Raw genomic sequence first — 24,052 nt, 5'->3', positions numbered from 1 at the left:
CACTCCGCTTCGCCCGGACGCTCCGCGTCCGGGCCCCTTCTCCATCCTCACCCTCGACAGGAAGCAGGCTCCACTTGACCACGCTCGCCCCCCGTCGCCGCACCGTCGCCGTCGTCCTCGCCGGTGGCACCGGGCAGCGCATCGGGCTCGCCATCCCGAAGCAGCTCCTGAAGATCGCGGGGAGGCCCATCCTGGAGCACACCCTGCGGGTCTTCGAGAGCGCGCCGGACATCGACGACGTCATCGTGCTGATGACGCCGAGCCATGTGGCCGAGGCCGAGAAGATCGTCGCCGGGGCGGGGCTGCGCAAGGTCTCCGCGGTACTGGCCGGGGGTGGTACCCGCAGCGAGACGACGAACATCGCGATCGCCGCGGTGGCCGGGCGGTCCGGCGCCGACGAGGACTGCAACCTGCTGTTCCACGACGCCGTGCGCCCGATGCTGTCCCAGCGTGTGGTCAAGGAGTGCGTGGCCGCGCTGGAGCGTTACAGCGCCGTGGACGTGGCCATCCCGTCGGCCGACACCGTGATCGTCACCCGGACGCACGGGGACGACGGGGAGTTCATCACCGAGGTGCCCGACCGCGCCCGGCTCCGGCGCGGGCAGACCCCGCAGGGTTTCAGGCTCTCCACCATCCGCACCGCGTACGAACATGCCGCCGCGGACCCCTTCTTCCAGGCGACCGACGACTGCTCGGTCGTCGTGAAGTACCTGCCCGACGTCCCCGTCCATGTGGTGGCCGGCGACGAGTACAACATGAAGGTGACCCAGCCCGTCGACGTCTTCATCGCCGACAAGCTGTTCCAGCTCGCCTCCACGACGGCTCCGGCGCACAGCGGCGAGGAGTTCTACCGGGACCGGCTGGCGGGCCGGACCATGCTCGTCTTCGGCGGCTCGTACGGGATCGGCGGCGACATCGCCCGGATAGCGCGGGAGTACGGGGCGAACGTCTACGCCCTCGGGCGCTCCACGACCGGCACCCACGTCGAGAACCCCGATCACGTGGACGAGGCCTTCGCCACGGCGTACGCCGAGACCGGCCGGATCGACTTCGTCGTCAACACGGCGGGCGTGCTGCGCATCGGCCGGCTCGACCAGGCCGACAACGCCACGGTCCGCGAGGCGATGGAGGTCAACTACCTCGCGCCCGTCAACATCGCCCGCACCTCGTACAAGTACCTGGCCGAGAGCAGCGGCCAGCTGCTGCTCTTCACCTCCAGCAGCTATACGCGCGGCCGCGCCGAGTACAGCCTCTACTCCTCCACCAAGGCCGCCATGGTCAACCTCACCCAGGCCCTGTCGGACGAGTGGGCCGAGGACGGCATCCGGGTCAACTGCGTGAACCCGGAGCGCACCGCGACCCCGATGCGGACCAAGGCGTTCGGGCAGGAGCCGGAGGGTTCCCTGCTCTCGTCCGAGGAGGTCGCGCGCAGCTCGCTCGACGTGCTCCTGTCCGCGATGACGGGCCATGTGATCGACGTACGGCGGCAGGACCCGACGTCGGCGCCCGACTCCGCCTTCGAATCCGCGCTCTCGCAGGTCCTGAACCACACCGAGAGCCAGACCGACTGAGCCGCGCCGCACGGCCACTGATCCAGGGGGACCTGTGAAAATCGCATTCCTGATGTACAGCGCGTACGGGCAGGCCGGTACGTCCGTCGCCACACAGACCCTCGCCAACTCCCTCGCCGCCCGGCAGCACGAGGTCGAGCTGGTGAGCACGTTCCAGTACCACGACACCCCGCCGCTGCGGTTCGACCCGGGCATCTCGCTGCGCACTCTCATCGACACCCGTGACGGCTCGCCGGATCTCACCCATCCGCTGCACCAGGTCGCCACCGAGCGCTGCCCCGGCGCCGGGTGGAAGCCCGACGACAAGAACCGCTACAGCCGCCTCATGGACGAGCGCGCCGCCGAGTACCTGAAGAGCGCCGACGCCGACGTCGTCATCGCCACCGCGCCCAGCGCCATCGCGCTCGTGGCCGCCCTGGGCACCGGCAGATACGTCACGCTGGGCCAGGCGCACACGCACTACCACCACCAGAGCCGCGCCTCGCGGCAGATGCTGGACCTCGCCATCCCGCAGCTGGACGGCTTCGTCACGGTGACGTCGAAGGACGCCCAGACGCACCGGGACGCCTACGGCGCGGTCGGCACCGACTTCCACGCCGTTCCCAACGCGGTCACGAGCACGTTCATGCGGTCCGACGTACGTGAGTCGCGCATCGTCACCGCGTCGGGCCGGATGGTCGACTGGAAGCGGTTCGACCTCCTCATCGACGCGTTCGGGCGGCTCGGCGCGAAGTACCCCGACTGGACCCTGCGCGTCTACGGAAGCGGTGCGGAGAAGCCGAAGCTCCGCAAGCAGATCGACGACATGGGCGCGAGTGAGCGCATCCTCCTCATGGGGCACACGAAGCACCTGCGCGAGGAGCTGGCCAAGTCGGCGCTGCACACCTCGACCTCGACCGACGAGACCTTCGGACTGACGATCGTGGAAGCCATGACCTGTGGCGTCCCGGTGCTCAGCACCGCCGGCCCTCACGGCCCTTCCGAGATCATCTCCGACGGTGTGGACGGCGTGCTGTCCCCCGTGGGTGACGCGGAGACGTTCGCCAAGAACCTCGACTGGCTCATGGGCGACGCCGAGACACGGGCGCAGATGGGCGCCAACGCCGTCGAGAAGGCCCGCAGTTACAGCAACGAGTCGCAGGCCATCACGTACGAGTCGTACCTCGCCAGGCTGCTCACGGCCCGCGACTACCGCCCCGAGGCGCTCTGCCGGGCCACCTCCTCGGGAGACCTGGAACTCGTCGTCGACCCGACCCGGGCCACCGGCCACCGGTTCACCGTCCTGTGCGTGAACGCGACGGACGGCAGGCAGGCCCTGATGACGGGCCCCGCGGAGCAGACGGCCAACGGGCACTACGCGGCCATCCCCGGGCAGCTCCGGCTGGCGGCCGGGACCTGGAACGTCCTGCTGCGCCGCGAGGACGACGGAGTGATGCGCCGGATCAAGGTCAAGGAACTCCAGCAGTCCGCGAACTCGCTCATCTCCGGGGCGAGTTCCTCCCCGGTGCGCTTCCGGTCGTTCACGCGCTCGCCCGACGGCGGGTACCTCCAGATCGTCTCCCGCGAGCTTCCCGCGCACGCGGAGGTCCTCGGGATCGAGACGGCGGGCTCCTATCTCAACGTACAGATGTTCGCCCTGGGGGTCTCCGCCGCGCAGGGCGGTCCGCAGGTCGACGCCGACGGGCACGGCGCGCACATCATCGCGCAGAGCCGGAAGAACAAGGAGTCGTTCTTCACGATTCCCTGCGCGTTCTCGAACGGTGGCGCCAGCTTCACCATCGATCTCCTGCAGTACGGCGACCGCATGATCGAGCTCGACACCATCTGGGACCTCTCCCTGAGCATCCCGGCGAATCTGACGGTCTCGGGGACGGCGCACCGGCTGCGGATCGGCCGCTTCGCCGACGACATCGTGCAGCGGAAGCCCGTGAACGTCTTCCCCCAGCGGGTCGTCGCCACGCCGCAGGGCCGGTCGGTGCGATTCCACCCGTACTACACGGACAGCAACTACCTGTCGATCGGGCTGAAGCTCCTCACCTGAGCCCGTGGGGCAGAGGCCCGGGGCCGGTCCCGGGCCCGGGGACACGAACGGCGGGAGCGCCCCGAGGGTGCTCCCGCCGTCGCCGTCTCACACCCGTACGGAGGGCTCCAGGGCGAGGCCGGGCTCGCGCCGCTGACGGGCGACGTGCAGGGCCCCGTCCTCGCCGATCAGGGCCAGCACCACACGCCCGTACACGTCGTGCGCGAGCGCGGGACCGCCCGCGCAGCTCTCCCCGGTGGGCGACCACCACACGCCGCCGCCCTCGTTCTCCGTACCGCAGGCCGCCAGCATGACCTGCCCGTCGTGACCGCGGTGGGCGAGCACCGTGCAGTCGTAGCCGTCGAGCACGGCGCGCAGGGCCGCCACCGGGTCGTTCGAGGCCGAGCCGCCCAGGGAAATGGCCCAGGTGCCCGGACGGTACGCCACGACGCCTCCCGTGCCCTCGTCCACCCAGTAGAACGTCATCCGTTCCGGCGCGGTCTCCAGTGCGACGGCGCTTCCGGCCGCATGGCCGAACGGGATGTCCTGTTCACGCCGGAAGGCGCCGCCGGGCTCGCTCTGGGTCCAGCGCATCGTCAGACCGTCCCCGGGGGCGACCAGCTCGACGCGGCCGGTCGAGGTGGCGGCCGCGGCCGCTCCGTCCCGGACCCTTCCGACCTTCAGGTCCTGCCATCCCTGCCAGCCGCCGGCGGCGGTCTCACGCCGCATGACCAGACTGCCGTTCGCGTTCCGTACGAAGACGTGGAGCGCACCGGACTGACCCACCGCGGCGGCCGGGACGCCGATGCGCGCGGCCTTCTCGGGTTCCTTGTGCTGGTTCCCGAACGACCGCCACTCGGTGAGGGGCCGGCCGGACTGGAACTGGGTGGCGCTCACCAGGTCGACGGCCTGGCCGCGGTCCCCCTCGACGGCGCGGCGGCCGACGAAGTGCACGAAACCGTCCGCGCCCTGGGCCACGGACAGCTGCGTGAGATGCGGAGCCGGAATGAGCACCGGGCCGGTCCACCGGGGTCCGCCGGGGGACTCCTCCGTCCAGCGCAGGAGTCCCTGCGCGGCCGGGGCGTAGGCGGTGAGTCTGCCGTCCTTGCCCAGGACGAGCCACCGGCCGCCGGCGGTGGAGCGGGCACGGAGGGATGCGGGAGCGTCGTGCTGTGCGCGGGCGTCGTGGTCCTCGGCACCCGGGTGCGGGGCCCCTCTCCGGGCAGCGCGCTTGGATCTGACCGGCATGACGTGAGGTCGTCCTTCCCAGAAGTTCCTCGGCCCCGCCCCGGACAACGCGTTGGCGTCCCGACAGGCGGCAGACCGATACGCACCCATCATAGAATCTCTGTTCGGCCCGCGGTGCAGCGCTCCCCCGGCACGACAACGTGGCGGGGAGTCCACGGCGACATCGCGCCACGAGTGACGGACGTGTACGGGACCCGAAGAGCGCGTGAAGAATTACACAACATTCGAAAATCTGTCTATAGTGCACGCTCAGCCCCCCACGCGCGTGGACCGGCCCCACCCGAGTCCCCCACTCCACACCGCCCTTCCGGGCCAAGAGAACAAGGGACTCCTGCAGGATGAGCAACGACGTCATGCCTCCGGGCCCACGCGCCTCCCGACGCTCGGCCAAGCCCCCCAAGCGCCGCCGCGGACTCAAGATCACGCTCACTGTCCTGCTCGTCCTCCTGCTCGCCGCCGGGGGCACCGCGTACTGGCTCTACAGCCAGCTCGACGGCAACATCAAGGGCGTCGACATCGACAAGGCGCTCGGCGATGACCGCCCGGAGAAGCTGCCCACCAGCGGGCAGAATCTGCTGGTCCTGGGCTCGGACTCGCGTGCCGGGGCGGAGAACAAGGAGCTGGGCGGCGGCGGGGGCGTCAGTGGTGCGCGCTCCGACACCGCGATGGTGGTGCACATACCCGAGGGCCGGTCGAAGGCCGTCGCCGTCTCCATCCCGCGCGACACCCTGGTGACCCGGCCCGAGTGCGTCGGGGACAACGGATCCACCGTGTCCGCCAAGGAACGCGTCATGTTCAACTCCGTCTACGCGCAGGTCGGTCCGGCCTGTGTGGTGAAGACGGTGGAGAAGATGTCCGGCGTCCGCATCGACCACTACCTGGAGATCAACTTCGCCGGGTTCAAGGACCTGGTCGACGCCATCGGCGGAGTCACCGTCGACGTACCGCAGGACATCGAGGACAAGGCTTCCGGGCTGAGCCTCACCGCGGGCCCCCAGAAGCTGAACGGCACCGAGTCCCTGGCGTACGTCCGGACCCGGCACGGCATCGGCGACGGCAGCGACCTCGGCCGCATCGGGCTCCAGCAGCAGTTCATGATGGCCCTGCTGAGCGAGGTCAAGTCGCAGGATCTGCTGGGCAGTCCGGCGAACTCGTACAAGATCGCCAAGTCGGCCACCAAGTCGCTCACCACCGACTCGGGGCTCGCCTCGCTCACCTCGCTGGCGGAGTTCGCCCGCTCGATGAACGGCGTCGACCCGGCCTCGATGGAGACGATCATGCTGCCGGTGGCGTACGACAAGATCGACAAGGCCCGGGTGATCGCGGCCGAGCCGCAGGCGGGTCAGCTGTGGAAGGCCATCCGCGAGGACACCACGATCCCCGAGGAAGCGAAGAAGTCCCCCGCCACCGGGGGCTGACGAACCGTCGCGCCGCGCCCTCGTGACACCCTGCCGGGATGAGCGAGGACGATGCGGTGCTGGTGATCGTGGACGCCGCCAACGTGGTCGGTTCCGTGCCCGACGGATGGTGGCGGGACCGGCGCGGGGCGGCGACCCGGCTGCGCGACGCGCTGGTCCCGTACGCGGCGGCCGGGCTGCCGGGGCTGCCCGGCCCCGTCGAGCTGGTGCTCGTCGTGGAAGGGGCGGCCCGGGGCGTCGCCTCCGTGGCCGGGGTCCGGGTCGAGCCGGCCCCCGGCAGCGGCGACGACCTGATCGCCGAGCTGGCGGCCGGGGCCGCGCCCGACCGGGGCTGCGTCGTCGTCACCGCCGACCGCGGACTGCGGCAGCGGGTCGAGGCGTACGGGGCACGCTGCGTGGGGCCCCGTACGGTACGGCCGTCGCCGGACGCGTAGCGCTCCCCCGGACGCCGGGCTTCCTCAGGCCTCGGCCTCGGCCCGTACCTTCCGAGGCCGCTGCCTCCGGCCCGGGGGCGCGGCCGCCCTCGTCCCGCGCGGCCGTCCGAACCCACCACGCCCGACCTCTCCTCGCGGCCTTCCGGCCGTGCACCGGCGTGCGCCGAGCCCGGCACGATCCGAGCGGGACACCCTGGCCCGCCGCACCGGATTCCGATGCTGCCCGCCCCCGTGCCATGGGCCGTATACCACCGTCGGGTCGGCGATCAGGCGTTTCCATACCACGCATCCGTACGTTCCTTCTCAGCCGGTGCAACCGACACCGTCGACAGAGGAGAAGAACATGCCTGAGAACCAGAGCCAGGAGCCGACCGAGTCCGAGGAGTTCGAGGTCGTCGCGCACAGCGAGGACGGCGAGGACGAGGCGGGCAACTGCCTCACCAACAACAGCGACATGCTGCAGTAACTCGCCCGTCGAGTCCTGTGCACGGCGCGGGCCTCCGACGCTCGGACTGATCGTTCCGAGCGACGGAGGCCCGGCCGCCGTCAGGCCCGCCGGCGTCACACGCCCGCCCCCTGCCGGTCCTCCCGCCCGTTCAGGACCGCCACCGCCCGCCACGCCCCGAGGGAGCACCGAGTGACCCCCGCCGCCCTACCGGTACAGCGCCGGCGCCCGCACCGCGCCCCGGGCCACGTGGTGGGGGACCTCCCGGCACCGGCCGCTCCGCTTTCGCACGCGTCGTCCGGCATCCGGTCGGCGCGTCCCCGCCGGGGGGTGTCGTGAGGATCCTGCTGTGTCCGCTCAGCGACGGCGGTTACCTCTACCCGACGGTCGCGGCCGGTCGTGAACTCCGGCGGCGCGGCCATGACGTCAGCGTGCTGGGCCGGTCCGGCGCAGCCTCGGTCGCGGCCGACGCCGGCCTGCCGTTCGCGGCGGCGGAGGACTTCGGCGAACGGCGCGCGTTCTCCGTCGCGTGGTGGGGAAGCTCCGCCATGGCTCAGTACCGGGCGACCGTGCGCGCCGCCCGCGCGGACCGGGCCGACCTGCTGATCACCTCCGTGCTGTGCCACGGCACCCTGCTCGCGGCCGAAGTGCTCGGCCTTCCCGTGGTGGTGGTCGGGCTCTCGGTCCACCTGTGGGACTACCGGGCCGGCGGGGACGACGAGCCGCCGCTCGGCAGACCACGGTGGAACCGGACCCGCGAGATGCGTCAGCAGTACGCCGACGTGCGGGAACAGGCCGGGCTGCCGGCACGTGGGTCCCGGTGGGGGGACGACCCGCTGCCGGGCGACGCCCTTCTGCTGCGCGGCGACCCGGCGCTGGAGTACCCCGGCGCCGAACTGCCCGCCCGGGTCGTGCACGTGGGGCCGCTGCGCTGGGAGCCGACGCCCGGACCGGGCGAGGTCGACGCGGTCAGGGACCGGGTGGCGCGGGCCGGGAAGCCCGTGGTGTACGTGCACCTCGGGCGCGTGTTCGAGGGCGGCAGCCGGTGGCCCCACCTCAACGAGACCTTCACCGGCGGCCGGTTCCAGGCCGTGGTCGAGCAGGGCCGCTCCCCGAGCCCCGAACCCGCCCCGGGCGCGGACATCCTGACGGTGCGCAAGCCGTGGATGGGCCCGCTGATCGACCTGGCCGACCTGGTGCTGACCAGTGGCACCTCCGCCCCCGTACTGGCCGCCCTGCTGCGCGGCCGCCCCCTCGCGGCCTCGCCCAACGGCTCCGAGCAGCCGCTGCTCACCGGTGCCTGCATGCGCGCCGGCGTGGGCGTTCACCTGCCGAAATCCGCGCCGTCCAACTGGCCGACGCTGCTCGACTCGGCCTGGCGGGACGAGGCCCTGCGAGGCCGCGCCCGGGCCCTCGGCCGGAGGCTGGCCGCGGTGGACGGCGCAGCCCGGGCGGCCGATGTCGTCGAGCGGGTGGCCCAGCACTCCGTGACCCCGAAGGAGGACCATGACTACGCGAACGTCAGCCCCTGACGCGGACGGCGGGACAGCCGCCGCCGAGGATACCGTCTCGACCCTGGCAGCGGATACGGGGCGGTGGCTGGGGCTCCACGCGGGCCGTCTCGGCTCCCCGGCCGGCCGCGCCGAACTGCCCGTGACGCCGAGGGTGAAGGCTCTCCTGCAACTCGCGCTGCTCTGCCGCTGCTGGCACAAGGCCGCGCCGGACGACATCGCGCTGAGGCCCGTGCTCGCGGTAGTGGAACACGCATGGCGGCAGCCGGACTTCCCGCGCCTGCTCACCCATTCCCCCGACAGTGCGCGGCCGTTCGGTCTGGTATGGGCTGCGTTGGCACCGGCCGGGACCGTCACCGACGCCCGACGCGGTGTGCTCGACCGGCTGTCCGCCGACGGCTATCTGACACCACGCCGCAAGTCGCCCTACCTCCACCTGGGAACCAGGTTCTACGCCGAACTCGCCGGCCTCGGGCACGGACTGGCTTCGTACGAGGAGCTGTACGCATGCAGCGCACTGGCGCGCGCCGAGGGCGTGCCGGTGGCCGAACTGGACGTCTGCCAGGTGACGGACACCGTGTTCTACCTCTCCGACTACGGCTTCCGCGACACCGGCCTGGACGCGGAGGCCCGGGAGCGGGCCTCGCGCGTGGTGGAGCGGCTCACCGACCACTGCGTGCGCGAGGACGCGTGGGAGTACGCGGCCAAGCTGCTGCTCGCCCAGCACTGCCTGGGCTCGGATCCGCTGCGAACGCCTTCGGGGACGGCGGCCCTCGGGATGCTCGCGGGGGCCCGGTCGCCGGACGGTTCGCTACCCGGCAAGAGGGCCCGGGGACGGGCCCCGGCGTCCGCCCCTCCTCAGCAGTACTTCCGGTGGGCCTATCAGCCGACGCTCGTCACGGCGCTGACGACGCTGCTGCTCGCCAACGCCCGCCGCCCCCGCCCCGTTCCGGTCACGGCATCACCCACAGCTCGGAGGACGCGATGAGCCTGCAACAGGTCCAACTCCCGGACGGAGCGCGCCTCCTCGAGGGCAAGCGCAACTGGTGGTTCCTCGGCCGGGGCGGGGTCGTCCGCCTCGGCGGCCGGCACGTCACCCCCGAAGGGGACCTGCGGCCCGGCACCGAGCTCCGGCTGCGCGAGCGCGGCATGTTCGCCGCCCCGCCGGTCCGCTCGTACGCGCTGACCGTCCTCACCAGCACCAACTGCAACCTGGGCTGCGGATACTGCTTCCAGAACACCGCCCAGGACGCCACGGACGGCAGCCGTCCGCCCAGGATCGCCCGGACCCGACTCACCTCGGAGACCATCACCTCGATCCTCGGGTTCACCGAGCGGCAGATGGCCGCGGCCGAACTGGACAGGCTGCGGATCCTCCTGTTCGGCGGAGAGCCCCTGCTCAACCCGCGCGGCTGCCTGGAGCTGCTGGAGCGGGCTGCGGGCATCGGGATGACGTCGGCCTGGATGATCTCCAACGCCACACTGCTCAGCCCGCGGCTCGCACGGCAGCTCTCCGGCCTCGGGCTCGACTCCGTCCAGGTCACCTTCGACGGCGACCGCGCCGACCATGACCGTATCCGGGTCAACAGGGCCGACAACGGCGGCACTTACGACAAGATCGTCCGCAACATCGTCGCGGCGAGCGAGGTCACGCCGATCCGGTGGACCCTGCGGGTCAACGTCTCCCAGGAGACCTTCGACGGCGTCGACGCGCTCGTCGACCGGCTCGCGGCGGAACTGGACCCCTCCCGGTGCGCCCTGTACTTCGCCCGGGTCGGCGACGTGGGCATCGGATACGCCAACGACCTGCTGCACACGGGCGAGCTCTCCGCCTACTTCACCCGGTGGCAGCGTCGGGCGCTGGAACTCGGCTTCAGGGTGAGCCGTCCGGGCGCGCGACGGCCCTGCCTCACCTGCGGCCACACCGAAGGCCGCTACGGCGCGGTGATCAGCGCGGACGGGACCCTGGCCAGCTGCTGGGAGACCGCGGGCAAACCCGACTGGGAGGTCGGCACGGTGGCCGACGGATACCGGCCCGCGGAGGCGACCCGCGACCGCTGGATCTCCTGCGAGGACCTCTACCGCTACGACGAGGACGCCCGCGTCCTCACGCGGTTCCGCGACGACGTGGACGCCACCCTGCTCGACTACCTCGACGAGACGGAGCGCCTGTAGCCATGCCGTCATCTCTCGACCAGCTCTCCGCCGGCACGCTCGACTGGTTGGGAGCGAACCTGGACCACTTCGACCCGTTCGCGGCCGACGCGGGGACGCCGGCGCACCGGCAGGCCAAGGCCGTACTGGAACTGGCGCTGCTGTGCCACTGCTCAGCGCGGGCCGGCGGAGCCCACGACGAGCGGCTGGACGGGGCGACCGCCCTGCTGCGGAAACTCTGGCAGCGCCCGGAGTTCCCGCGGCTCTTCGACACCCACCCCCCTTCCGCCCCCACCTACGGACTGGCCTACGCCGCGCTGGCTCCCGACGGGATCGACGACACGGTGTGCCGGGCCACGCTCGGACGGCTCTCTCCCGGCTTCCTCGCGCCGGCCGGCAAGTCGCCGCTCAAGCGCATGGAGATCCGCTTCTACGCGGACAAGGCGGGTGCGGACCACACCATGGAGCCGTACGCCGAACTCGTCGGACAGAGCCCGCTCGTCACCCTGGCGTCCCCGGTGCCGGGGAGCGCGGAGAAGGAGGACGTGGCGGCGGGGGACGTGGCACCGCTCACCGACTCCGAGGGGTACTCCCTCACCCACGCCGCGTTCTTCCTCGGCGACTACGGGCGGACCGCGACCGGTCTGGCCGGGGACGCCCTGGCACACGCGCGGAACCTGGTCCGCAGGATGCTGGACCACTGCGTCCGGCAGGACCGGTGGGACCTGGCCGCCGAACTCGTCATCACGCAGTTCATCTTGGGTCTTGAGCCGCTGCGCACCCCTTCGGGGGCCGCGGCCGTGGAGTGTCTGGTGCGGGCCCAGCGGTCCGACGGGGCGATTCCCGGGCGGTCGGCCGCGCTCATGGCGTCCGCGTCGGCGCCGGCCGGGGAATTCTTCCGGAAGGCCTATCACACGACCCTGGTGACCGCTCTCATGACACTGGTCCTCTCCTCGGGGAGGCCGTCATGGCACCACGGCTGACCCTCATCAGCCCCGACTTCACACGGCTCTGGTTCGGACAGGCCGTCTCGTCCATCGGGGACATGGTCTTCAGCACCACCCTGATGCTGTGGGTGGCCACCGTGCTCGCGAAGGACGAGAGCTGGGCCCCGGCAGCGGTGAGCGGCGTCCTGGTGGCGGGCGGCACCGCCGTGCTCGTCGTCGGTCCGATCGCGGGCGTCTTCGTCGACCGCTGGGACAAACGCCGCACGATGCTCGGTACCGAAGTGCTGCGCGGCGGGCTGGTGGCCCTGCTGGCCGTCGTCTCCTTCCTGCCGGCCGACGCACTGCCGGCCGGGGTGTGGCTCACTCTCGTCTACGGCACCGTGCTGCTCCTGCACGCGGCCGCCCGGTTCTTCGCACCGGCCCGCTTCACCATCATCGCGGACCTGGTGACCGGGGACGCCGACCGCGCCAGGGCGGCCGGCATCACGCAGGCGACCAGTCAGACGGCGCTGATCGTCGGCCCGCCGCTCGCGGCGCCGCTGTTCTTCACGCTGGGCGTGCAGTGGGCCATGCTCTTCAACGCGCTCTCCTACCTGGTGTCGTACGTCGCCATCGCCTCGGTCCGGGCGGCCCCCGCCGAGAAGGCACCGGTCGACGGGAGCGGCACGGGGAAGGCCGCCGGTCACCGGTCCGGCGTGCTGCGGGAGTTCGTGGCGGGCCTCCGCTTCTTCGGGCGCAGCAAGTTCCTGGTGGCGCTGCTGGTCTTCGCCGTGATCGGCCAGTTCGGCGTCGGCGCGCTGAACACGCTCAACATCTTCTTCACGACCGAGAACCTGGGCATGTCGGCCAAACTCTTCGGCTACGTCGGCATGGCCATCGGGGTGGGCGGCATCGTCGGCGCGCTGTGCGCCGGCCGGGTGGTGCAGTGGATCGGGGCGCGGCGGACGACGTGGGTCAGCCTGCTGGTCAGCGGCGCCCTGCTGGTCGCCTATTCCCGGCAGACCGGGTTCGTCGGTGGCATCGTCCTGCTCGTCCTGTTCACCATTCCCCTCACCGTGCTGAACACCGCGATGGCCCCGCTGTTGCTCTCGGCGGCGTCCGCCGAGTACCGCGGGCGGGTGATCGCCGTGTTCCAGCCGATGACACAACTGGCGGCGATGGTCGCGGCGGCGCTGTCCGGCTGGCTCGCCGGCACCCTGCTGCGGGACTTCGACGGCTCGGTGGCGGGCCTGCGGTTCGGCCCCATCGACACGATCATCGCCGTGGCCGGGCTGTGCATCCTGCTGTCCGGCCTCTACGCCCGCGGCGCCCTGCCCGACCCCGAGACCGCCGAGGACGGCGGACCCGGCGGAGGACCGGCCGGGGAGGAAACGCCCGGTGCGCCCGCCGGACCGGCCGAGGTGCCGGCCACTCGCGCCGCCGCTGTCCGAGGCACCGCCCCACCACGACGAGGGAGCACCGAGTGACCTCCGCCGCCCGACCGGCACCACACGAGTACCCCCGCACGGCCCGGCAGGACGTCGTGGATGACGTGCACGGGGTGCCCGTCCCCGACCCGTACCGCTGGCTGGAGGACGCGAAGGCGGACGAGGTGATCCGCTGGGACGCCGAGCAGGAGACCCTCTACGCGGCGGAGCGGGCTTCCTGGCCCGGCCGGGAGCGCTGGGAGGCGGAGGTGGCGGCGCTCAACGCCGTCGATCGCGCGGCACCGCCCAGGGTCCGCGGCGGCAGGACCTTCTGGCTGCGGCAGGACGCGGGCCAGGAGCATCCCGTGCTCATGGTGGCGGAGCCCGAGGCTGACACGGGGGCGGAAACCGGGCGGGTGCTGCTGGACCCCCAGCTCCTCGATCCTTCCGGGCGCACCGCGCTCGACGCCTGGCAGCCGTCCCTGGAGGGCGATCTGCTGGCCTTTCAGATCTCCCGGGACGGCACCGAGGACTCGCGGCTCCAGGTGATCGACGTGGCGACCGGGAAGGTCGTCGACGGGCCGGTGGACCGGGTGCGGAGGTCGTCGGTCGCCTGGTTGCCCGGCGGCGGGGCGTTCTACTACGTCCGGCGGCTGGACCCGCGGCTGAACCCCGGCGAGGAGCAGTACCATCGCCGGGTCTGGCTGCACCGGGTCGGGACCGCGCCCGGCACGGACGCCCTGGTCTTCGGCGAGGGCCGGGACAGGACCCAGTTCTACAGTGTCTCCGGGTCCGCCGACGGCCGCTGGCTCGGGATCAGGGCCACGCTCGGCACCGGCCGCCGCACCGACCTCTACCTGGCCGACCTGACCGCGGGACCACTGGAACGGCCGCTGCTGGTGCCCGTCCAGGAGAACACCCCGGCCGCCACCCATCTGCACGTGGCGCCCGGCACCGGTCCGCGGGACCCGGTGTGGCTGCGCACCGACCACGGCGCCGCTCGCGGCCACGTCGTCGCGTGCCCGCCGGACGCGCTCCACCGGGGCCCCGAGGCGTGGCGGGAGGTGGTCGCGGGACGTCCCGACGCGGTCCTCACCCACTTCGCGGTGGTCTCGGGACCCGAGCTCGACCACCCGCTCGGCCTGGCCGGATGGACCCGCCACACGGTGGCGGAGGTGACCGTGCACGATCTGACGGACGGCAGGCAGGTGGCCTCGGTGCCGCTGCCGGGCAGCGGCACCGTCGACGGCTTCGCGTCCGGGCCGGCCGGTAGCCACGAGGCCTGGTTCACCTACACCGACTTCGTGACGCCGACGCGCGTCCTCCGCTTCGACGGGCGGACGTGCCGCGCGACGCGCTGGGAGCACGGCGCCAGGCACGCGCCCGAGGCCGAGGGGGCGATCACCCGGCAGGTCGCCTTCCCGTCCCGGGACGGGACGACGGTACGGATGTTCGTGATCTCCCCCACCGGCCGTCCGGACGTGCCGCGCCCGGCCCTGCTCACCGGATACGGCGGCTTCGGCCAGATCATGTCGCCCCGGTACCGGCCCCAGGTCCTCGCCTGGGTCAGGGCGGGCGGCGTCTTCGCCTGGGCGGGGCTGCGCGGAGGCGGCGAGGAGGGCGAGGAGTGGCACCTCGCCGGCAGCGGGGCCGACAAGCAGAACACCTTCGACGACTTCGCCGCCGCCTCCGACCACCTGCTGGCGGCGGGCTGGGCCGAGGAGGGCCGGGTCGCCGTCATGGGTTCCTCCAACGGCGGGCTGCTGGTCGGCGCGGCCCTGACCCAGGAGCCCGAGAAGTACGCCGCCGCGGTGTGCCGCGTCCCGCTCCTGGACATGGTCCGCTTCGAGGCGTCGGGGTTGGGGCCCAGCTGGGTGCCCGAGTACGGCAGTGTGCGCGACCCCGCCCAGGCGCGGACGCTGCTGGGCTACTCCCCGTACCACCGCGTCACGCCCGGCGTCAGCTACCCGGCGGTGCTGCTGGCCGCCTCGGACGGCGACACCCGGACCGACCCGCTCCACGCGCGCAAGATGTGCGCCGCCCTGCAACACGCCACGTCCGGGGCAGGGCCGGTCCTGCTGCGGCTGGAACGCGGCGTCGGGCACGGCGCCCGCGCTGTCTCGCGCGTGTTGGCGCTGGAGGCCGAGTGCCTGGCGTTCCTGGCCGGGCAGGTGGGGCTGCGGGCGCCGGGCGGGGCCGCTCCGTGAGGCCCCGGGCCCGGCACGGACGTCAGCGGCCCTCCTTGGCCATACGGCTGTGGGAGCGCCCGTACACGAAGTAGATGATCACCCCGAGGACCATCCAGGCGCCGAAGCGGACCCAGGTCTCCACCGGCAGGTTGAGCATCAGCCAGACCGAGGCGGCCACCGAGGCGATCGGGAGCACCGGCACCCACGGGGTACGGAACGCGCGGGGCAGGTTCGGCTGGGTGCGGCGCAGGACCAGGACGCCGAGGGCGACGATGACGAACGCGAAGAGCGTGCCGATGTTCACCAGGGTGGCCAGCTCCTCGATGCTCGTGAACCCGGCGATGATCGCGATCAGCACGCCGAGCAGGATCGTCGGGCGGTAGGGCGTGTGGAAGCGCGGATGCGTCTTGGAGAAGAAGCGCGGGAGCAGGCCGTCGCGGCTCATCGCGAAGAAGACCCGGGTCTGGCCGAGCAGCAGGATCATGCAGACCGTGGTGAGACCGACCGCCGCGCCGAAGCTGATCAGCCCGGCGTAGAAGGGGTGCCCGGTGGCCTTGAAGGCGTCGGCGAGCGGGGCGCTGACGGAGAGTTCGCGGTAGTTCTGCATGCCGGTAACCACGATGGAGACCGCCACGTAGAGCACCGTGCAGATGATGAGCGAGCCGAGGATGCCGCGCGGCATGTCGCGCTGGGGCAGCTTGGTCTCCTCGGCGGCGGTGGCCACCACGTCGAAGCCGATGAAGGCGAAGAAGACGATGGAGGCGGCGGTGAAGATGCCCATCACGCCGAAGTTCGTCGGTTCGTAGCCGAACAGGAGCTGGACGAGCGGCGCGTCCCAGCCGGAGCCCGCGGGCTGCTTCTCGGCCGGCGGGATGAAGGGCTTGTAGTTCTCGGCCTTGATGAAGAACAGGCCCGCGATGATCACCATGAGGACCACCGCGACCTTGATCGCCACCACGACGGAGGTGACCCGGGCGGACAGCTTCATGCCGACGACGAGGATGACGGTCAGCACCAGTACCAGGGCGAAGGCCAGGATGTCGAAGCCGAAACCTTCCGCCACGTCCGTGCCCGAGAGCACCTCGGGCATCGTCCAGTCGACGTTGTCCATCAGCGAGCGGACGTAGCCGGACCAGCCGACCGCGACCACCGCGGTGCCCAGCGCGAACTCCAGCACCAGGTCCCAGCCGATGATCCAGGCCACCAGTTCGCCCAGCGCGGCGTACGCGAAGGTGTAGGCGGAGCCGGCGACCGGGACGGTGGAGGCGAATTCGGCGTAGCAGAGCGCGGCCAGCGCGCACACGACGCCGGCCACGGCGAACGCGATGGCGGTGGCGGGGCCCGCCGTCTCCTTGGCGACCTGTCCGGTGAGGACGAAGATGCCGGTGCCGATGATGACGCCGACGCCGAAGACCGTCAGGTCCAGGGCGGAGAGGGACTTCTTGAGCGCGTGTTCCGGCTCCTCGGTGTCACGGATCGACTGTTCGACGGACTTGGTGCGGAACAAGCCGTTTCCGCGGGGTGGTGTGACCTGCGCGCTCACCTGCGATACCTCCACGCATTCGTTGTGAACGCCATGATGGGGACCCCGCCGCACGTGAACGCGCCATCTGGCCCGTTTCATGCGAATGGGCCGGGAGAACCACCCGTACAGGGGCGGTTCTCCCGGCCCATCGGCCGTACGGAGTGGTTGCGTCAGTCGCGGGCGGGCTCCACCGCACGGCTCTCGAAGCGGCCGTCGAGCTTGGCGACCAGGCCGGTGACCTGCCGGGCGATGTCCGGCGCGGTCAGTCCGATCTCGGCCATGACCTCGCCGCGCGAGGCGTGGTCGAGGAAGACCGGCGGGATGCCGAAGTCGCGCAGGGGTACGTCGACCCCGGCGTCGCGCAGGGCCTGGGCGACGGCGGAGCCGACGCCTCCGGCGCGACTGTTGTCCTCGACCGTGACGACGACGCGGTGGCGCTCGGCGAGCGGGGCGAGCGCCTCGTCGACGGGCTTGACCCAGCGGGGGTCGACGACGGTGCTGGAGATGCCCTGGGCGTCCAGCAGGTCGGCGATCTCCAGGCACATCGGGGCGAGCGCGCCGACGGAGACGATCAGGACGTCCGGACGGACGGACTTCGGCTCGCGCAGGATGTCCATGCCTCCGACCCTGCCGACCGCCTTGACGGCGGGGCCGACCGCGCCCTTGGAGAAGCGGACCACGGTGGGCGCGTCGTCGACGGCGACGGCCTCGCGCAGCTGGGCGCGGACCTGGTCGGCGTCGCGCGGGGCGGCGATCCGGAGGGTGGGCACGCACTGGAGGATCGACATGTCCCACATGCCGTTGTGCGAGGCGCCGTCCGTGCCGGTGATGCCGGCCCGGTCCAGGACGAAGGTCACGCCGCACTTGTGCAGGGCGACGTCCATCAGGACCTGGTCGAAGGCGCGGTTGAGGAAGGTGGCGTAGACCGCGAAGACCGGGTGGAGTCCGCCGGTGGCGAGGCCGGCCGCGGAGGCGGCGCCGTGCTGTTCGGCGATGCCGACGTCGTAGATCCGGTCCGGGAAGGCGGCCTCGAACTTGCCGAGGCCGACCGGCTGGAGCATGGCCGCGGTGATGGCGACGATGTCCTCGCGCTCCTCGCCGAGCTTGACCATCTCCTCGCCGAAGACGGAGGTCCAGTCGAGGCCGGAGGTGGAGATCGGCAGACCGGTGTCCGGGTGGATCTTGCCCACCGCGTGGAAGCGGTCGGCCTCGTCCTGGAGGGCGGGGGTGTAGCCGCGGCCCTTCTCGGTGAGGCAGTGCACGATGACCGGGCCGCCGAAACGCTTGGCGCGCTGGAGCGCGGATTCCAGGGCCTCGATGTCGTGGCCGTCGATCGGACCGACGTACTTCAGGCCGAGGTCCTCGAACATGCCCTGCGGGGCGATGAAGTCCTTGAGGCCCTTCTTGGCGCCGTGCAGGGTCTCGTACAGCGGGCGGCCGACGACGGGGGTGCGCTCCAGGATGTCCTTGCCGCGGGCCAGGAACCGTTCGTAACCGTCGGTCGTACGGAGCGTGGCGAGGTGGTTGGCCAGGCCGCCGATGGTCGGGGCGTAGGAGCGCTCGTTGTCGTTGACGACGATGACGAGGGGGCGGTCCTTGGCGGCGGCGATGTTGTTCAGCGCCTCCCAGGCCATACCGCCGGTGAGCGCGCCGTCACCGATGACCGCGACGACGTGGTCGTCCTTCTTCAGGACCTCGTTGGCCTTGGCGAGGCCGTCGGCCCAGCCGAGGACCCCGGAGGCGTGGCTGTTCTCGATGACGTCGTGGTCGGACTCGGCACGGGAGGGGTAGCCGGAGAGGCCGCCCTTGCTCTTGAGCCGGGAGAAGTCCTGGCGGCCGGTGAGCAGCTTGTGCACGTAGCTCTGGTGGCCGGTGTCCCAGAGCACCCTGTCCCGGGGCGATTCGAAGACCCGGTGCAGGGCGATGGTCAGCTCGACGACGCCGAGGTTGGGGCCGAGGTGTCCGCCGGTCTTGGAGACCGCGTCCACGAGGAAGGTGCGGATCTCCTCCGCGAGCTGGTCCAGCTCACCGAGGCTGAGCCGGTCCAGGTCGCGCGGTCCCTTGATGCGGGTCAGCAGATCCACCCGTGCCTCCTTGCGTTTGAGCTGATCGAGCGTGCCGATCCGATGAGTCTAATGTTCCGCTCGCGACGGCGGGCATCGGGCGGCCCTGTTCGAACCCGGAATGCCGGACACGCGCAGGTGCCCGGCACCCCTGGGGGCGCCGGGCACCTGCGCGGTTGTGCGGTCAGGCGCGGCCCGCGGTCTTCTGGGTCCTCCGGGTGACGGAGTCGATGACGACCGTGGCGAGAAGCACGGCGCCCGTGACCATGTACTGGATCGGGGTGGCGATGCCTTCCAGCGACAGTCCGTACTGGATGGAGACGATCACCATGACGCCGAGCAGCGCGTTCCAGGTGCGGCCCCGGCCGCCGAAGAGGCTGGTACCGCCGATGACGGCCGCCGCGATGACATTCATCAGGAGGTCGCCGGTGCCGGAGCCCTGGTTGGCCGCCGCGATCTTGGAGGCCCAGAACAAGCCTCCGATCGCCGCGAAGGTGCCCGCGATGGAGAAGACGGAGACCCGGATCGCGGTGACGTTGATGCCGGCCCGCCGGGAGGCCTCGACGCTGCCGCCGAGCGCGAAGATCTTCCGCCCGTAGGCCGTACGGCGGAGCAGGAAGTCCGTGCCGACCAGGACGATCAGGAAGAGGACCAGGGCGAGCGGCAGGCCGCGGTACTGGTTGAACATGTACGCGGCGGCGAAGCCGAACACGGCGATGACCGCGGTGCGCACGAGGATGTCGGCGAGCGGGCGGGCCGGGATGCCGGCCGCCTCGCGGCGGCGGGTGTCCAGGAAGGCCGCGGCGAAGTAGCCGACGACCGCGATGGCGGCGAGCCCGTAGGCGGCGGCGACGTCGGTGAAGTAGTACGTGGTCAGCTTGCCGACCACCCCGTCGCCGTCCAGGTTGATCGTGCCGGAGTCGCCGAGCAGCTGGAGCATGAAGCCGAGCCAGAACAGCAGGCCCGCCAGGGTGACGGCGAAGGCGGGCGCCCCGACCCGGGCGAAGAAGAAGCCGTGGATCGCGCCCATGACCGCGCCGCTGACGACGGCGACGAGGATCGCCAGCCATTCGTTCATGCCCTGGGTGACGCTGAGCACCGCGACGAGGGCGCCGGAGACACCGGAGACGGAGCCGACCGAGAGGTCGATCTCGCCGAGCAGCAGGACGAAGATGATGCCCACGGCCATCATGCCGGTGGCGACCATCGTGGTGGCGATGTCGCTGATGTTCTTCGCGGAGAGGAACTCGGAGTTCATGCTCTGGAAGACGATGGCGATGATCGCGAGGCCGACGATCACCGGGATCGAGCCCAGGTCGCCGCCGCTGATCTTGCGCTTGAACTCGGTGACGTAGCCGCCGAGGCCCTGTTCGCGGATGAGCAGGCGGGGGTCGATCACCGTGGCGGCGCCCTCGGCCGCGTCCGGGTTGCCGACCGGCGGCGCGTCGGCCGGGGTGCCGGCCTTGTCCAGTGAGGTGGCGGACTTGTCGGTGGTCACTTGGAAACCTCCGCGTTGCGCGCCGCACGTCGGGTCACGGCGTTTTCCGTGGCGCCGGTGATGGCGGAGATGATCTCTTCCTGGGAGGTGGTCTTCACATCGAAGACACCGTTGTTCCGGCCCAGCCGGAGCACGGCGACCTTGTCGGCGACGGCCTTCACATCGGCCATGTTGTGGCTGATGAGGATGACCGCGTGGCCGCGCTCGCGCAGTCGCTCGACGAGGTCGAGGACCTGGGCGGTCTGCTCGACGCCGAGGGCCGCGGTCGGCTCGTCGAGGATGACGAGCCGGGGCTCGCCGAGCATCGACCGGGCGATCGCGACCGTCTGGCGCTGGCCGCCGGAGAGCGAGGCGATCGGGATGCGGACGCTCGGGATGCGGATGGAGAGCGTGGACAGCAGCTCGCGGGAGCGGCGCTCCATCTCCACCTCGTCCAGGATGCCGAACCTGCGCAGTTCGCGGCCGAGGTAGAGGTTGCCGACGACATCGATGTTGTCGCACAGCGCGAGGTCTTGGTAGACGGTCGCGACGCCGAGGTTCTGGGCGTCGTGCGGCTTGGTGATCTGCACGGTCCTGCCCTCCCACTCGATGACGCCGTCATCGATGGGGTGCACTCCGGCGATCGTCTTGACCAGCGTTGATTTACCGGCGCCGTTGTCGCCCACCAGGGCGACCACCTCGCCGGCGTGGACCTCAAGCTCTACATCGGTGAGTACCTGGACGGCACCGAAGCGCTTGGAGACCCCTCGCAACGCCAACACGGGCGTAGCGGACACATGAACCATCTCCTTCGCCGCCTGACCGGCGGGGATGCCGCGCCCGGGGGAAGGCGCGGCGGTGTCGAGCACAGAGGGAAAACGGGGGTGAAGCGTTCCGTCCGACGCCCCGCCCGGTAGCGGGACGGTTGGTGTGCGGGGCGCCGGACAGGCTTCGTGGCGCGCGTGCGGGCCGGGGTGCGGCGGGCACGTGCGCGGGCGGTGGGACCGCCTGCGCCCTCGCGGGAATCGCGGCGGGCGCGGCGGCGGACGGGACCCGGCGGCTCGGGGGCGGGCCGGGTCCCGGGGGCCTACTTCAGACCGATCTCGTCGCAGGCGGCCTTGTACTTGGCCGAGCAGATCTCGTCCAGCGTCCAGATGGCGTCCTTGATGACGGTGTCCTTGATGTTGTCCTTGGTCAGCGAGACGACCGGGACGAGGACCGTCGGGATGCCCTTCTGGCTGGCGTTGTCGACCTTGGAGGTGGCGATGGAGTCGAGCTTCTCGCCCTTGGCGAGGGCGACGGCCATCTCCGCGGCGACGATGCCCTCGGCGGGGTAGGACTTGTAGACGCTCATGAACTGCTCACCGGAGACGATGCGCTGCACGCCCGCCAGTTCGGCGTCCTGGCCGGTGACCGGCGGGAGCGGCGAGAGACCTGCGCCCTTGAGGGCGGTGATGATGCCACCCGCCATGCCGTCGTTGGCGGAGTAGACGCCGTCGATCTTGTCCTTGCCGAGCGCGGTGATCGCCGCTTCCATGTTGGCGTTGGCGTTCTCCGGCTTCCACTCCTTGGTGTCGTACTCCTTGCCGTACTTCACCTTGCCGTCGAGGACCGACTTGGCGCCCTTCTTGAAGAGGGCGGCGTTCGGGTCGGTGATCGCGCCGTTCATCATCACGATCGTGCCGCCGTCGGCCTTGTCGCCCAGGGCCTCCAGCAGGGCGGTGCCCTGTGCGCGGCCGACCTCTTCGTTGTCGAAGGAGGTGTAGGCGTCGATGGGGCCCTCGGCGAGGCGGTCGAAGGCCACGACCGGGATGCCCGCGTCCTTGGCCTTCTTGACGCTGTTCTCGATCGCCTTGGCGTCCACCGCGCCGATGATGAGCGCGTCGACCTTGTTGGTGATCATCGTGTCGATCTGCTGCGACTGGGTGGTCGCGTCCTGCTTGGCGTTGTTGTAGGTGACCTCGGCCTTGCCGTTGGTCAACTCGCTGATCTTCTTCTCGATGATCGGCCGGTCGAACTTCTCGTAACGGGCCGTCTGGTTCTCGGGAAGGAGCAGACCTATCTTCAGGTCGTCGCCCTTCTTCTCCGACCCCTGTTCGGCCTTGTCACCGGACTCCTTGGCGCTCCCGCAAGCGGCCAGCGAGACCGCCATCGTGGTGGCGGCAACGGCAACGGCGGCACGACGCATACGCGTGTTCATTCTCGAACCTCCCTGACGAGGCCGCGACGTTGCGGCCGAGGTGGCTGGAAGTCAACTCGGCCGCAGCGTCGGCGTCAAGGAGTAAATTCTTAACGAGATGACAACGGTGCCATTCGTTATCTAAGTGAAGGCAGGAGTCGCCACGGGGAGGGTGCCCTCCAGAAGGGTTGAATCCCCCATCTCGCTGAGCACCAGGGCGAGTGCGCCCAGCACCTCGGCGCGCCCGCCGAGCGCGCCGGGCAGCACCGAGAGCTGCCGGGCCGCGCTGGGGATCGCGTAACGCGACACGGAGTCCCGTATGGGTCCCAGGACCAGCTCCCCGGCCTCCGCGAGCGAGCCGCCGAGCACGACCCGGCTGGGGTTGAGCAGATTGCACAGGTTGGCCACGCCGCTGCCGATGTGGCGGCCCACGTCGCCGATCACCCGGCGGCAGCCCGGATCGCCCTCCCGTGCCAGCTGGACCACCCGCTCCATGGTGAGCCCGGGGCCGTGGCTGGGCTGGAGCAGCGGCAGGACGTAGCGGGCGGCGGTGAAGGTCTCCAGGCAGCCGCGGTTGCCGCAGCGGCACACCGGGCCCGACTCGTCGAGCGTGATGTGCCCGATCTCGCCGGCCGTGCCGCCGGGGCCCCGGTAGATGGTCCCGTCGATCACCAGACCGGCGCCGACGCCGCTGGCGACCTTGATGTACGCGAGGTCCTTGACGCCCCTCCCGCTCCCCCAGACCAGCTCGCCCAGCGCCCCGAGATTGGCGTCGTTGTCGACGTACACGGGCACGCCGAGGCGGCCGGAGAGCTCCTCGCTGGGGTTGATGCCCGTCCAGCCCGGCAGGATCGAGGTGGAGCCCAGGGTGCCGGACTCGACGTCGATGGGGCCCGGCACGCCGAGACCGATGCCGATCACCTTGTCCGGGCCGATCCCCGTGGCCTCGATCAGCCGCTTGACCAGCACTTCCGCCCGGTCGAAGCCCTCGGCGGACGAGGCGTCCACGTCCAGCGGCTCGGACTCCTCGGCGAGCACCTGGTGGGCGAGGTTGCCGACGGCGACGCGCAGATGCGTATGGCCGAAGTCGACGCCGATGACGATGCCCGCGTCGCCGCTGAGCGAGACGCTGCGGGCCCGCCTGCCGCCCGCCGAGGTGGGAGTGACCTCGACCGTTCCGCCGTCCTTCAACTCCCGGACGATATTGGAGACGGTGGCCGCGGAGAGCCCGGTGCTCCGGGCGATCTCCGCCTGGGTGAGCGATCCCGCCATCCGTACGGCGCGGACGACCCGCTCCAGATTGGCCCTGTGCAGCGATGTCTGCGACCCGGGAGTCTCCATCGACTCATCCACTCCTGCCCTTGGCGGGCGGTCCTTGAGGACCGCCCCGGCCGGGGCCGCAGCGATGAGACCCCGGCTTCCTCCAACATGTGAACTCTAAGCTGACCGTTCGGGGGTACCTCCC

General features: G+C 71.3%; 18 protein-coding genes. 11 read left to right on the top strand and 7 right to left on the bottom strand.

All coding sequences use genetic code 11. From position 1 onward, the window contains the following. Positions 1-74 precede the first annotated feature (74 nt). Together ACIRJT_RS18380 and ACIRJT_RS18375 are read left to right on the top strand one after the other, a co-directional pair. On the top strand, positions 75-1,571 hold the full coding sequence (locus ACIRJT_RS18380; RefSeq protein WP_403910397.1) for an SDR family NAD(P)-dependent oxidoreductase: 1,497 nt from the start codon (positions 75-77) through the stop codon (positions 1,569-1,571). A gap of 34 nt (positions 1,572-1,605) precedes the next feature. Beyond that, the gene (locus ACIRJT_RS18375) at positions 1,606-3,612 is read left to right on the top strand and encodes a glycosyltransferase (protein ID WP_403910395.1); all 2,007 of its coding nucleotides are present in this window, start codon (positions 1,606-1,608) and stop codon (positions 3,610-3,612) included. Between the two features lie 87 nt (positions 3,613-3,699). Here ACIRJT_RS18375 and ACIRJT_RS18370 read toward each other — a convergent pair whose 3' ends face one another. Continuing rightward, positions 3,700-4,839 carry a hypothetical protein gene (locus ACIRJT_RS18370; protein WP_403910393.1) on the bottom strand — a complete coding sequence of 380 codons (1,140 nt, stop codon included), beginning with the start codon at positions 4,837-4,839 and terminating at the stop codon, positions 3,700-3,702. 338 nt (positions 4,840-5,177) lie between these two features. Here ACIRJT_RS18370 and ACIRJT_RS18365 point away from each other — a divergent pair, with 338 nt between their 5' ends. From ACIRJT_RS18365 to ACIRJT_RS18325, 9 genes are all read left to right on the top strand, one after another. Then, on the top strand, positions 5,178-6,257 hold the full coding sequence (locus ACIRJT_RS18365) for an LCP family protein (RefSeq protein ID WP_403910391.1): 1,080 nt from the start codon (positions 5,178-5,180) through the stop codon (positions 6,255-6,257). A 38-nt stretch (positions 6,258-6,295) separates the two neighbouring features. Then, entirely contained in the window at positions 6,296-6,691 is a 396-nt protein-coding gene (locus ACIRJT_RS18360; RefSeq protein ID WP_403910389.1) for an NTP pyrophosphohydrolase, read from the top strand. 343 nt (positions 6,692-7,034) lie between these two features. Beyond that, a complete protein-coding gene (locus tag ACIRJT_RS18355) occupies positions 7,035-7,157 on the top strand; it encodes a hypothetical protein (RefSeq protein WP_003965535.1) in 123 nt (40 codons plus the stop codon). A gap of 314 nt (positions 7,158-7,471) precedes the next feature. Continuing rightward, positions 7,472-8,668: a glycosyltransferase gene (locus tag ACIRJT_RS18350; protein WP_403910387.1), complete on the top strand. Its 1,197-nt coding sequence runs from the start codon at positions 7,472-7,474 to the stop codon at positions 8,666-8,668. Then, positions 8,643-9,635, top strand: coding sequence for a DUF6895 family protein (locus ACIRJT_RS18345; protein ID WP_403910386.1), 993 nt, complete (start codon positions 8,643-8,645; stop codon positions 9,633-9,635). The genes ACIRJT_RS18350 and ACIRJT_RS18345 overlap by 26 nt, the downstream gene beginning before the upstream one ends. Beyond that, positions 9,632-10,822 carry a radical SAM protein gene (locus ACIRJT_RS18340; protein ID WP_403910384.1) on the top strand — a complete coding sequence of 397 codons (1,191 nt, stop codon included), beginning with the start codon at positions 9,632-9,634 and terminating at the stop codon, positions 10,820-10,822. Before ACIRJT_RS18345 ends, ACIRJT_RS18340 begins: the two co-directional genes overlap by 4 nt. Positions 10,823-10,824: 2 nt before the next feature. Beyond that, positions 10,825-11,784, top strand: coding sequence for a DUF6895 family protein (locus tag ACIRJT_RS18335; protein ID WP_403910382.1), 960 nt, complete (start codon positions 10,825-10,827; stop codon positions 11,782-11,784). Then, on the top strand, positions 11,769-13,214 hold the full coding sequence (locus tag ACIRJT_RS18330) for an MFS transporter (protein ID WP_403910380.1): 1,446 nt from the start codon (positions 11,769-11,771) through the stop codon (positions 13,212-13,214). The genes ACIRJT_RS18335 and ACIRJT_RS18330 overlap by 16 nt, the downstream gene beginning before the upstream one ends. Next, complete coding sequence (locus ACIRJT_RS18325) at positions 13,211-15,361, top strand: prolyl oligopeptidase family protein (protein WP_403910378.1); 2,151 nt, start codon at positions 13,211-13,213, stop codon at positions 15,359-15,361. The genes ACIRJT_RS18330 and ACIRJT_RS18325 overlap by 4 nt, the downstream gene beginning before the upstream one ends. Before the next feature lie 22 nt (positions 15,362-15,383). On the opposite strand, the gene ACIRJT_RS18320 is transcribed toward ACIRJT_RS18325, so the two are convergent. The 6 genes from ACIRJT_RS18320 to ACIRJT_RS18295 form a co-directional block, all read right to left on the bottom strand. Beyond that, positions 15,384-16,850 carry an amino acid permease gene (locus tag ACIRJT_RS18320; protein WP_403910591.1) on the bottom strand — a complete coding sequence of 489 codons (1,467 nt, stop codon included), beginning with the start codon at positions 16,848-16,850 and terminating at the stop codon, positions 15,384-15,386. A gap of 188 nt (positions 16,851-17,038) precedes the next feature. Next, positions 17,039-18,952, bottom strand: coding sequence for a 1-deoxy-D-xylulose-5-phosphate synthase (gene dxs / locus ACIRJT_RS18315; RefSeq protein ID WP_403910376.1), 1,914 nt, complete (start codon positions 18,950-18,952; stop codon positions 17,039-17,041). 163 nt (positions 18,953-19,115) lie between these two features. Further along, entirely contained in the window at positions 19,116-20,429 is a 1,314-nt protein-coding gene (locus ACIRJT_RS18310; protein WP_403910374.1) for a sugar ABC transporter permease, read from the bottom strand. After that, a complete protein-coding gene (locus ACIRJT_RS18305; protein ID WP_403910372.1) occupies positions 20,426-21,214 on the bottom strand; it encodes an ATP-binding cassette domain-containing protein in 789 nt (262 codons plus the stop codon). Before ACIRJT_RS18305 ends, ACIRJT_RS18310 begins: the two co-directional genes overlap by 4 nt. Positions 21,215-21,495: 281 nt before the next feature. After that, on the bottom strand, positions 21,496-22,608 hold the full coding sequence (locus tag ACIRJT_RS18300; protein ID WP_403910370.1) for a sugar ABC transporter substrate-binding protein: 1,113 nt from the start codon (positions 22,606-22,608) through the stop codon (positions 21,496-21,498). Between the two features lie 120 nt (positions 22,609-22,728). Then, a complete protein-coding gene (locus ACIRJT_RS18295) occupies positions 22,729-23,928 on the bottom strand; it encodes an ROK family transcriptional regulator (RefSeq protein WP_329160985.1) in 1,200 nt (399 codons plus the stop codon). Positions 23,929-24,052: the final 124 nt, after the last annotated feature.

The organism is Streptomyces sp. NPDC102283 (assembly GCF_044766265.1).
In the GTDB taxonomy this organism is placed as follows: Bacteria; Actinomycetota; Actinomycetes; order Streptomycetales; family Streptomycetaceae; genus Streptomyces.
This window is presented reverse-complemented; position numbering and strand designations above follow the sequence as displayed.